Raw genomic sequence first — 11,604 nt, 5'->3', positions numbered from 1 at the left:
AGGTTGAATGGATATCGGCGACCTGCAGCAATCTATCCACCATAGGTTTGCCCAAGTCAAGCTTGTGCGGGCCGCGCTGACCCACAGCTCCTATGCCAACGAGCAGGAGGGCGACGGCGACAACGAGCGACTGGAGTTTCTCGGCGACGCCGTGTTGGAGCTGTGCGTTTCCGAGGAGGGCTACCGGCGGTTTCCAGATGCGCCCGAAGGCCAGCTGACCCGCATCCGGTCCCAGATGGTCAAGGAGAAGAGCCTGGCCGCCATCGCCCGAGAGCTTGGCTTGCATCGCCACATTCTGCTGGGCAGGGGCGAGGAGCTGCAGGGCGGGCGCGACCGCGATGCGTTGCTGGCCGACGCCTTCGAGGCGCTCATGGGTGCGGTGTTTCTGGACGGAGGGTTCGAGGCGGCCCGGCGGACCATCCTCCATATCTTCAAGAACAGATGGCCCCGGCCAGAGATGCTGCCCGAGACCAAGGATTACAAGAGCCGCCTGCAGGAGGTGGCCCAGGAACGGTTCCGCGATCGGCCGGTCTACATGCTGGCCGGGACAAGCGGCCCTGAACACGAGAAGATTTTCATGGTCGATGCCGCCCTGCCCACGGGGGAGGTGTTTCGCGGCATCAGCACCAGCGTCAAGCGGGCGGAACAGGAGGCGGCACGGCTCGCCCTTGAGACATTGGAGCCCGGCGAAAACCCCATTGCCTTCAAGGACCAGTAGCGCCCGGCCCCGGCCCTGCGCCCTGGCCGGACACGCAGACGACCGGCGACCGGAACCCGGCGGCCAGAGGCCGCCGGGCCGGTTCCGATCGTCTTCAGTCGCGTCAGCCGACCCGGTGCGGCTAGCCGCCGATGAGCTGCATGGCCATTCTGGGCAGGGAGTTGGCCTGCGCCAGCATGGCGACCGCGGACTGGGTCATGATCTGGTTGCGCACGAACTCCGTCATCTCCTGGGCGACATCCACGTCAGAGATGCGGGATTCCGCGGCCTGCAGGTTTTCGGCCTGGATTTCCAGGTTGGTGATGGTGTTTTCCAGGCGGTTCTGCATGGAGCCGAGGTTGGCGCGGATCTTGTCCTTGGAGATGATCGCGTCGTTGATGGCCGCCATGGCCGCCTGGGCCAGGGCCTGGGTGGAAATGGCCTTGCCCGCGTTCTGCTCCTCCCAGGTGGCGCCTTCCGTTTTTATCGCGGCGCCGTGACCCAGGCCGAAGGCCGAGGAAGTGGAGCCCTGGATGGCCACATAGTAGTAGTCCTCGGCGCAGTCGTTGCCCGTGCCGAAGTGGATCTTCAGCGGGCCGGTGGGCGCGAGGCCCCTGCCGTTGTGGTCCACGCCCGGGTCGCCGGAGAGGTTGCCGTTGAGCAGGTAAATGCCGTTGAAATCGGTGGCCATGGCGATACGGTTGATTTCCGAGCACATGGCCTGGTATTCGGAATCGATGATCAGGCGCTGGTCGGAGTTGTACGTGCCGGTGGATGCCTGCATGGCCAGCTCTTTCATGCGGATGAGCTTTTCATCAATGACCTGCAGTGCGCCGTCGGCCGTCTGGATGAGCGAAATCGCGTCGGCAGCGTTGCGGATGCCCTGGTGCAATGAGCTTATTTCCGAGCGCATGAGTTCGCGGATCGCCAGCCCGGCCGCATCGTCGGCAGCCGTGCCAACACGCAGACCGGATGACAAACGCCGGGTCGAGACACCAAGGCGGCCGTAATGGTCCGTCAGGTTCCTCTGGGCGTTCATCGCCATCAGGTTGTGGTTGATAACTAAAGACATCAGAACCCTCCTTGTTCAAACTTCAAATCCATTTGTGCCATCTCAAGCATTATGTATGCCAACTAAGGTTTATTTATTTATATTAAGATGTTAATGTTCTAAAAAATGTCTAGACAGATCGTTTTTTCCTAAGGCCGAATCTCCGGCAAGCCTTGTCTCGTCAAAGGATTGCCGCTTGGCGGCAGCAAAAAATGCCCTGCCCCGCTGGCGCGAAGGGGCCGGCGGGTTGGTTACGGCGGGATGCCCCGGAAAGGGCGGCTATGGAACGTGCCTGAAAGCGGCTCGCGGCGATGTCCTTGATTGGTGGCTCGGCAGGGGCTCAAGCCGTGTACTGGCGGGTCCGGGGGCATGACGAGCCGGCCCGGCAGGAATATCCTGCCGGGCCGTTGGGTGCGTTGCTCCACGCGGGTCAGACGCGGAGCAGTCTTGGAGAAGGCGTCCTCGCGGTATGGGCGGGACGCGGTAAGGGCGTTTCTAGCGCTTCATGGCGATCACTTCGCCGAGCATGGAGTCAGTGGTGGTGATGACCTTGGTGTTGGCCTGGAACCCGCGCTGAGTGGTGATCATGCGCACAAACTCCGTGGCCATGTCCACGTTGGACAATTCCAGGGCGTTGCCGTCCACGGTGCCCTTGCCGCTTGTGCCCGCCTGGCCGGTCAGGGCCGGGCCGGACTCGCGAGTCTCGGAGAAGAGGTTGCCGCCCTCGCGCCGTAGGCCGTGCTTGTTGGTGAAGGTGGCCAGGGTCAGGGCATACAGCTCGATCACCTGTCCGTTGGAGTAGTGGCCGGTGAGCACTCCCTCGCGTGAGACCGAGATGTTTTGCAGGATGCCGGCCGAGTACCCGTTCTGGCTCTGGAACAGTGTGGACGAACCGCCGGTGTTGTAGCTCTGGGTGGCCAGGGCGCTGATGGAGGGGTCCCGGAAGTTGGGCAGTCTGCTGGTGTTGGCGGTGGCAGCGCCTATGTCCGAAGCTCTTTCGGGCACGGTGCCGATGGGCACGGTCCAGCCGTTGCCGCTGAGGTTCCTGTTGGACATGCCGAAGTCCATCTGGATGAGGGTGGCGTCGTCCTGATTTGTCGCGCTGGCGTTGGACTTGCCCAGGAAGTTGGCCGTGAACACCGGGTAGCCGCCGGTCGAGAAGTCGGCCAGGGTCCAGTTGTCCAGGTTCTTGGTGCCGCCGGTCATGCCGCCGTTGGACTTGAGGGTGTAGGCGCTCATGCCCGTGAGCTGGCCGGTGGAGAAGGTCAGGGTGCCGATCATCAGGATGCCTGCGGCCGAGTTCTGCCCCTTGCCTATTGGGGTCGGGTTGCCGTCGGCGCCGCTGAGGACACGCTTGTCGGCCATGGGATCGACAGTGACCATGAATTCCCAGGCCGTGTCGCCGCCCGCATTGCTCAAGGTGACCGGGTCGAAGTAGACGGTCACGTTGTGGGCGGTGCCGATGTCGTCGAACACCTTCATGGTGGTGGAGTAGGAGTAGCGGTTGTTGTCCAGCGGGGTGTCCTCGGTGCCGTTCCAGAATTCGAACATGGCGAAGTAGGGGTTGGTGTCGTTCTTGGCCTTGTCCGATGCCGTGGGGTCGAGGTTGGTCACCATGGTCATGGTCGTGGTGGCCTTTGGAGCGGACTGGAAGTTTTCAAGGCGGATGTCTGTGGGCGTGCCCACAATGCGGGTCGAGCCGCTGCCTGAAGGGGTGGCGGCGCTGGCGGTCGAAACAGTGGTGACCGCCTGCTCCACCTGCCAGCCTTGGACCACGTATCCGTGGGGGTCCACCAGATAGCCGTCGTTGTCAAAGCGGAAGTTCCCCGCCCGGGTGAAGAGTCTGGCGTCGGTTCCCTTGGGCGAGACGATGAACATGCCGTCACCGGAGATGGCCATGTCCGTGGCCTCGGTGGAGGACTCGAAGGAGCCCTGGCCGAAGTCCGAATAAATGGTGGAGACACGCACTCCTCTGCCCACCTGTCCGATGCCGTTGACCGTGGCGAAATCCTGGCTCATGAGGTCTTCGAACTGCATGGTGGTGCCTTTGAAGCCCACGGTATTGACGTTGGCGAGGTTGTTGCCGATGACCGTCATGCGCTCGGAGTGCACGGTCAGGCCGGTGATGCCCGCGTAGAGAGATGACCCTAAACCCATAATTACCTCCTGTATCTTCTCCAAGAAGCCGGGACGTTGTCGCCTCCGGCGGTTTTTGCCTAGCCTTCAGCCCCTTCCGAGGTGTCGGTGTCGTCGGTGACGGTCTTGCTTCCGGGGTCCACGATTTCCTTGACGTTGAGGAAGCTGATGAACCGGCCGTCCTTGAGGCGCAGGTACTGGGTGCCGCCCTCGTTGACCACGGCATCGACAGTGCCCGATATCTCGGTCTGGACCATGACCGCGCCGCCGCTGACATCGCGGCCGATGATGCCCACGCCGTAGATGCCGTCGGGCACCAGCTCCCCGGCCTCGTTCCTGCCGTCCCACTTGTACTGGTAGGAGCCGGCTTCCTTGCTGCCAAGCTCCACGGTGCGGATGATGGCGCCTTCGGCATCGTAAATGTTCATGAAGATGTTGGTCACTGGCTCGCCGAATCCATAGTAGATGGTCGAGGCTGTGCCTTCGTTGACGCTGACCTTGTAGCCCTCTGCCTTGATTTCCTTGCCGATGTATGCGGCTGCAGAAAGCATGTCGGTCTGGGTCATGGCGGAGTTGAGGGACTTCACGCCATCGTTGATGTCGGTCAGCTGCTCAAGGCTTGAGAACTGGGCCAGTTGTGAGGTCATGTCCGTGTCCTGCATGGGGTTGAGCGGGTCCTGGTGCGTCAACTGGGCCACCAGAAGAGTCAGAAAATCCTGCTGGGCAAGGCTCGTCTTGTTGGTGGGCGAGTTGGATGCGGCCAGCCGCTGCTCCTGTGCGCCCAGGTAGACGCCGGTGGTGTCGGTGTATCCCATGACAGACCTCCCTTAAGCGATGACGTGAATGCCGTTTTCGGTGCGCGGAGAATGGACCATTTCGGCCTGTGCGGCAGTGCCCGCCGCGCCTGTGTCGCCGCGCATGGCCCGCATGTGTCTGCGCATGGCGGCCATGATTTCCCGCTCGCGGGAAAGATTGTGCTGGTCGTGCCCGGTCCAGGCGTTGTCCTGGTTGCCGGCCAGTCCGGCCTGCACATCGAGTTTTTCGACCTTGAGTCCCTGGCCCTCCAGGGCGCTGCGGATCACTTCGATGTTCTCGTTGATGATCCTGGCGGACTCTGGGTTGTCAGCCCGGATCACGGCGTTGACTTCCTTGCCCTGCACCTGAAGCATGATGTTCAACTTGCCGAGGTTCTCGGGGGTGAGTTGCAGGGTGAGCTGCTTGGTGCCGTTGGTCAGGTTTCTGAACACGGCATTTTCGACTTGGCGCATGACCCGGGGGGCGTCCACCTTTTCCCAGGCCCGGTTCTGGGACCTTGAGGCCGCGTCCGTTACATCGGTCCTCAGCGCCTGCTCTATGGTTTCGGTCCTGACCTGGGTGCGGCTCGCGGCGGTACCGGAGTCGTCCTTCAGGCGGCCGAAGAAATTGTTCCACGCCTTGTTGGACTCGGCGTCGGCGTCTGATCTGGAATCCTGCCTGGGGTCGCCCTGGCCGCTGTCTGGCCGCGTTTCGCCAGCCTTTTCGGGCAGGGGAGAGGAACTCTTGCGGGCGGCTTCTGCCCCGGTGTTGTGCCGGCGGGTGTCCACCGCTTCCTTGAAGTCCTCGCGAATCTCCACACTGGCTTGGGCTTTGACCTCGGCATTGGCCTTCGCGTCGGTCTGAGCGTCGGCCCTGGCATTGGCCTTCATATCGGTCTGTACTTCGGCCCCGGCGTTGGCCTTTGCGTCGGTCTTGATGTTGGTTTTGACGTTGGCATCAAGGTTGGCCTGGGCTTTGGCTTGTGCCTGGGTATTGGCTTGTGCCTGGGGCTGGCCCTTGGCCTTGGGAGCGTCTTCGGCCACGCGGGGGGTCAGGTCCACGGCGGCCTCAAGGTCGCGAGCCGCGCTGCTCTCCCGGGCCGTCTCGCCCATGGCCTGGGCAAATGCCTTGCCCACGGCGCGAACCAGAGCGCGGTCCTTGGCGTTCATGTCGGACATTTCCTGACGGATCAGGGTAAATGCCTCGCGCATCTCCTTGGCCGTGGTGCCGGAGCCGAACATCTCCTTGAGCTTGGTCGTGAACTCGCCGGAGAAGCCCATGGCGGACGAGAAGGCGACAATTTCCTCCTTGGTCAGGAGCAGTTGCCTGGCCTTGGGCAGTTCAGCCAGTTTGGCCTGCAACTCGCCCATGACCTTGTCCTGTTCGCCGTTTTCAAGTCTGGCCAGCAGTGTGTCAGACTCCTCGGCCGAAAAACCGAGCTTGGCGAAGAAGTTGGCGAGCACACCCTTTTGCTCGTCGCCGAGAGCGGCCTTGCGCGTGGCCTCCATCTTGGTTGCCAGGGCGGCCACGAATTCCTTCCAGGTCATGCCTTCGTCGCTGCCGACCTTTTTCTCCAGAGCCTTGATCTCGTCGTCGGTCAGGCCGTATGCCTTGAGATCATCCTTGATCTTCTCGAAGTCCTCTCTGGTCATGCGTTCGTCGCGTTCATCGCGCTCGGCCTGTTCGTCCCTCTTGGCATCGCGGGCTTCGTGCGCGGGGCGGAGGGCCTCCTTGCCCGTCTCGCAGGAGCGGGTTTCAGAGCCTTGGGCAACTGTACGGACTTCCTCCTGGCGCTGCGGAGCGGCGTCGAGCATTTTTTCCCTGGTGGCGACGGGCGCCATGGACAACTCGCTCTCTACCGAGGCGGAGTGCATGGCAAAAACCTCGGCAAACATGGACTGCCGCTCATCTCTGCCAATGGCGGAGTATGTGGGGGCCGTGAGTTTGCTCTCGGTTTCTTTCAGGGCGATGCCAGGAATATTTTGCATGGTTCACTCCTTCGGCATGCTTACAATCAAAAGACGTGCCAAGTGTGAAAGTCTGCAATTCAAGCATGTTGCCGTTGGGCTGAAGCGGCACAAATCGCCACCCTGCCCCTCTCGGGCGGTGTCGGCGGCTTTCTTTGCCGGGGGAATCGGGGTTGGACCGGGACGGAATCAACCGCTGACGGAGATGAGCGCCTCCAGCAGCTCCAGGGCCTCGGCCCATGCCGTGCGGGAGTGGCAGCCGTTGGCCAGGGCCATTTGGACATATCCGGCCAGAGGACGGGCAACGGCCGGGCTGCAGGTCCAGAAGGTGTCGGACAGGAGCGCTCCGGTGCGCAGACCGTGCTTGAGCTGGCGGCCCATCTCCGGGATGTGGGTCAGGAGGGCGTTGGCGGCCTCGGGCGCGGACCCGGCCAGTTCGTTCCATGCGGCGAGAGCCGCGGGTTCGGCGCGTCCGCCCAGCCGCCAGAGAAAAAAGGCTTGCCAGAAGCGGGAGACGAGTCGTTGGGCGTCAGGTGCGTCCGGGTCGAGCCTGTGCAGGGCGAAGAGGCCATGCCGCCGTGCCGTGCTGGAGAGTGTCAGGCCGGGCAGGGTCAGCCGCGCCAGCTTGTCTGGTTTGTCGCCAGCCGCCACGCGGGCGGCCAGGACCGCGATGCGGGCAGGGGCAAAGGGGGCGTGGCAGTGGAGCCTGTCCCGGGTGCATTGCCAGCAGCCGTGGGCGCAGTCCATGTCTGCCCGCAGCACGAGGTGGCCGGGGGGGTAAGGGCCGGTTTCCCACGGGTTGACGTGGCCCATGGACAGGTTGAGGCACTTGAGCCCGGTCCATGCGGCCAGATGCATGGGGCCCGTGTCCGGAGTGACGAGCAGGGCCAGGCTCTGGCCCACGGCACCAAATTCGTCCAGCCCCAGGGTGCCGCACAGGTTGAGGGCCGGAGCCTTGGACAAGGCCATCACTTGGCGGCCCAGGTCCTTTTCGGCCGGGCCGCCAAAGAGCACGGGCCGCAGCCCGCGTCCCAGGAGTTCGCGTACGAGATCGGCCCAGAACGCGGCAGAGGGGCGCTTGCCCGGTTCGCTTGCGCCCAGAAACAGGCCCACCCGGCCGGTATCGGGCGGCAGGGTGCGCGGGGGGTCGAACCGGGTGGTTGCCATGGCCTTGGCCGGAATGGCGTCCATGGCGTTGAGGTCGGCCCAGTGAAATCGATTGAAACGGTTGTTGCCCACCAGAGAGGTTCGATAGAGCTGCCAGGGGCCGTGGACAAAGCGGACCCCGTCCGGGGTTTGCGTCGGCCCGAGCCGGGCCTCGGCCCGCAGATCGTGGGCCAGCCGGGCTGCCTCCTCGCGGATGCTCAGGTTGATGACCAGCTCGAAGTGCTGCTGGCGCAGGATGTTGACCCCGGTCCAGGGCACATAGGTCGCCTTGGGTGAGATGCGCATGAGGGGTTTGTAGAAAATCTCCTCGGCGGCCACGAACAGGGGGTGGCCCGGATATTGCCGGGCGAGCCAGAGCAAGAGCGGGTAGGAGAGGATGAGGTCTCCCATGCGCTGCATCTGGAGGATGAGAATGGGGCGTTTGGCACTCATGGCGGGCCAGGGTCAGGCAAAGGTGTCGCGCATGAGGGCCATGAGCCGGTTCATGCGGTGGTCGTAGGTGTGCTCGGCCAGGACGCGTCTGCGGGCGGCCTCGGCCACGCGGCGGCGCTTGTCCGGATCGTTCAGGTAGATGTCCACCAGTCCGGGGATCTCGTCGGGATGGCTGTAAAAAACCACCTCGCTGCCCGGCTCGAACAGCTCCTCCATCTGCCTGCGGTAGTCGGTGAGCAGGAAGGCGCCGCAGCAGGGAACGTCGAATACCCGCTGGTTGACCGCGCCCTTCATTTGCTGGCTGGTGCAATTGAAGTTGATGTCGCTTTGCGGGTAAAAGTCCGGCAGATCGTCGTAATAGGACAGCTCCGGGTGGTAGCGCCAGCCTGTGCGGGCTGCCAGCAGCTGTTTCCAGCCCGCGTCGCCCACGATGAGCGGTGAGTGGTCGAGGATGCGCAGTACGCAGTCGAGCCGATAGAGCAATGTGGCCTGCCATGTGAGGAATGTCTCGAACGCCTGGATGCGTTCCGGACTGCCCAGCCCCTCGAACTCTTCGCGCAGCTCCGGGAAATGGCGGATCAGAAAGCGGCCCGAGCAGCGCTCGTCGGATTCGCCAAAGGCCCGGGCCACCATGATGCCTGCTTCCACCAGCCGGGGTGGCGGGTTGGACGCCTCCAGCCGCTTGATGGTCTTGCCCAGCATGGAATTGCCCACAAAGGAGATGGGCGCCCGCCATGCGGCCACGCGCCGGGTCCGGTGGGGCACCAGCCGGGTGGGGTCCGCGGCCAGGGGCAGATAAAAGACATGGCTGAAGCCCATGGCCGTCAGCGAGTCGAGATTGTCCGAATCCCAGGTGAAGATGGCTGTACGCATGCCTTGCAGGTTCTGGTAGGAGCCCAGGATCAGGTGGGGATTGTCCACGAACCAGGAGGCCAGGGGCACGTCGAAGCGGTGGAGCAGGGCGGCCAGTACGCCTTCGCGGTCCACGCCCAGGTGGTTGACCGTGAGCACGAAGTCGGGGCGGAAGGTGGTCAGGGCTGTGACCGTGCGCGAGACAAAGGCGTCAAGGTCCATTTCCCTGGTCCCGAAGTCCATGACCTGATGCTCCACGCCAAGCCGCTGACACGCGGCCTTCAGTTCACCCGTCAGGAAGTATTGGCTGGTGAGCAGCAGGATGCGCGGCGACGTTTGGCGGAATTTTGGCCAGGTGTTCGGGGATGTCTGCATTGCCCCTCTCACTAACGGCAGCCTGGGTATTTGTCCACTCCGGCGACGGGCGGACAGGCCGGGTCTGTCGGGGTGGCCGCCTTGCCCTTGGGGCTTGCGGGAGAAAAAACGCCCGCGTCGGCGTGAACCGGCGCGGGCGGGGAGTGTCGGTCAACGGTACGGATCAGTTGAGCAGATCGGGCCGGGCTATCTTGATTTCCGCCTGCTGGCGCAGTTCGGTCATGTAGGCGTTGATGGCCTCGAACTGGTAGTTGCGGTTGGCCTGTTCGAGCCATGTGTCCCTCTGGTTCTCCCAGTCTGCCTCGGAGGCCGGGATGATCTCCTTGAGCCGGGCCACGATAACGCCTGCCTCCAGGGCAAAGGGCTCAGGCAGCCATGCGCCTTCCTCGGCGGCAAAGGCGGCGTCGGCCAGATTCCTGTTCTGTCCCAGGCCGGGAACGAAGCCCTGGCGGTCGAAAGGTTCGGATGTCTTGAGGCGCCGCGCCAGCCCGGTGGCCGCCTTTGCCGCGTCAGGCCCGGTCAGACGCTCAAGGGTGGCCTGGGCGTCAGCCATGGCCATTTCAAACGCCTTGCGTTGGGAGAGGGAGGCGACGATGGACTCGTGTACCTCGCCGAGCGGCAGGGGGGCGGCCGGGATGTCCTCGACCTTTTCCACCAGCATGTAGCCGCCCTCGATGGATATGGGGGTCTTGTGCGATTCGCCGGGGCCGATGTGCATGACCACGGCCGCCGCCTCGGGAGTCATGCCGAAACCCTGGGCCAGCCCCTGGGCCGGGACAGGGCTGGAGGTCACGGCAAGCATGCCCAGTTCGTCGGCCACGGCATCAAGCGTCATGCCTGAGAGCATGAGGTCCATGGCTTCGTCCAACAGGTCGGTGACCTTGTCGGCCGCCTTTTCTTCGGCAATGGCGCGGACGATGTCCTGTCTGACTTCGTCCAGGGTCGGTTCGCCCGGTTCCTTGCGGTCCTCGACAAAGATGACATGCCAGCCGAACTGTGAGCGCACCGGCTCGCTGACCTGCCCCTTGGCCGTGGCAAAGGCGGCCGCTTCGAATTCGGGGACCATGTCGCCCCGGCCGAACCAGCCGAGATCGCCTCCGCCCGGGGCACTGGGGCCTTCGGAATACTGCCGGGCAAGGGCAGCGAAATCGCCGCCGGCTTTGGCTCGGGCGTATACTGCTTCGATGCGTTTGCGGGCGTCGGCCTGCTTTTCTTCGGGATCGGCGTCGCTGGACTGGATCAGGATGTGGCTGGCCTTGACGGCTTCCTCCTGGCGCAGGGACGCCGCATTGGCCTCGAAGTATGCCTCGACCTCATCGTCGCTCGCCTCCTGGCGGGAGGCCAGATCCTTGGGCGTGAAGAGCAGGTAGCGCACACGCACCTGCTCGGGCACCATGAAGCGCGACTCGTTGGTGGCGTAGAAGTCCTCGACCTCTGCCTCGTCAACGCTCACTTGGCCGAGGAAGTCGGCCGGAACGGAGAGGATGTACTCCACGCGGGCCTCCTCGCCGACCCAGTCGTATATCTGGCGGGCCTGTTCCGGGGTGGCTACAGCGGTTCTGCGGACCATGTCCGTGACCTTGCCTGCGATGATTTCCCGCTTGAAGTTGGCCTCGAACTGTGCGGGCGTCATGCGGATGGAGCGCAGGGCGGCCATGTAGATCTCGCGGTCAAAGGCTCCGGCCTGATTCCAGAAGTAGGACTGGCGGGTGATGGCGGCGAAGACCTCATCGTCCGAGGCCGTGATGCCCAGGCGGTCGGCCTCGTCCAGAAGCAGCCGGTTGTTGATCAGTTCGCCCAGCACCATCTGCTTGAACTGGGGGTCCTGCAACTGGGCGGTGGTCACTTCGGGGTTGGTGCTTCGCAATCCCTCGGCCGCGCGCTGGAAGGCGTCCTCGAATTCGGCCCGGGTGATGCTCTGGTCGTTGACCGTGGCCAGCACCGGGTCCTGCCCGGTGTCGAACCCGCTCATTCCAAAGGCGAAGACAAAGACCACGATGATGATGCCAAACAGGATCTTGACGATCCATCCCGAGGCGTTTTCACGCATTATCTCAAGCATTGCTACTCCACAGAGGCGCGTTTGACCGCGCCCGGCACGGATCCGGGCGGCGGCAGCGTTCGTATCGGTC

8 protein-coding genes are annotated in these 11,604 nt (G+C 63.7%); 1 reads left to right on the top strand and 7 read right to left on the bottom strand.

What is annotated here, in order from left to right; translation table 11 throughout:
• Positions 1-7 precede the first annotated feature (7 nt).
• The gene (rnc, locus tag GKC30_RS03495; protein ID WP_155932285.1) at positions 8-718 is read left to right on the top strand and encodes a ribonuclease III; all 711 of its coding nucleotides are present in this window, start codon (positions 8-10) and stop codon (positions 716-718) included.
• 121 nt (positions 719-839) lie between these two features.
• Here the strand turns inward: rnc and GKC30_RS03490 are convergent, their stop codons facing one another.
• The 7 genes from GKC30_RS03490 to GKC30_RS03460 all read right to left on the bottom strand — a co-directional run bounded on the left by GKC30_RS03490 (position 840) and on the right by GKC30_RS03460 (position 11,534).
• The gene (locus GKC30_RS03490; RefSeq protein ID WP_155932284.1) at positions 840-1,769 is read right to left on the bottom strand and encodes a flagellin N-terminal helical domain-containing protein; all 930 of its coding nucleotides are present in this window, start codon (positions 1,767-1,769) and stop codon (positions 840-842) included.
• 474 nt (positions 1,770-2,243) lie between these two features.
• Positions 2,244-3,905, bottom strand: a complete 1,662-nt coding sequence (locus tag GKC30_RS03485) for a flagellar hook protein FlgE (RefSeq protein WP_155932283.1) — start codon at positions 3,903-3,905, stop codon at positions 2,244-2,246.
• Between the two features lie 59 nt (positions 3,906-3,964).
• Positions 3,965-4,699 (bottom strand): flagellar hook assembly protein FlgD, encoded by a 735-nt coding sequence (locus GKC30_RS03480; protein WP_155932282.1) that lies wholly within the window; start codon positions 4,697-4,699, stop codon positions 3,965-3,967.
• Positions 4,700-4,711: 12 nt separating this feature from the next.
• A complete protein-coding gene (locus GKC30_RS03475) occupies positions 4,712-6,667 on the bottom strand; it encodes a flagellar hook-length control protein FliK (protein ID WP_231117008.1) in 1,956 nt (651 codons plus the stop codon).
• Positions 6,668-6,835: 168 nt separating this feature from the next.
• Positions 6,836-8,245 (bottom strand): glycosyltransferase family 9 protein, encoded by a 1,410-nt coding sequence (locus tag GKC30_RS03470; RefSeq protein ID WP_155932281.1) that lies wholly within the window; start codon positions 8,243-8,245, stop codon positions 6,836-6,838.
• A 12-nt stretch (positions 8,246-8,257) separates the two neighbouring features.
• Complete coding sequence (locus GKC30_RS03465) at positions 8,258-9,472, bottom strand: CgeB family protein (protein ID WP_155932280.1); 1,215 nt, start codon at positions 9,470-9,472, stop codon at positions 8,258-8,260.
• Positions 9,473-9,635: 163 nt separating this feature from the next.
• Positions 9,636-11,534 carry a SurA N-terminal domain-containing protein gene (locus GKC30_RS03460; protein ID WP_155932279.1) on the bottom strand — a complete coding sequence of 633 codons (1,899 nt, stop codon included), beginning with the start codon at positions 11,532-11,534 and terminating at the stop codon, positions 9,636-9,638.
• Between the last annotated feature and the right edge of the window lie 70 nt (positions 11,535-11,604).

Origin of the sequence: Pseudodesulfovibrio alkaliphilus (assembly GCF_009729555.1) — a bacterium.
Taxonomy (GTDB): Bacteria; Desulfobacterota; Desulfovibrionia; order Desulfovibrionales; family Desulfovibrionaceae; genus Pseudodesulfovibrio; species Pseudodesulfovibrio alkaliphilus.
This window is presented reverse-complemented; position numbering and strand designations above follow the sequence as displayed.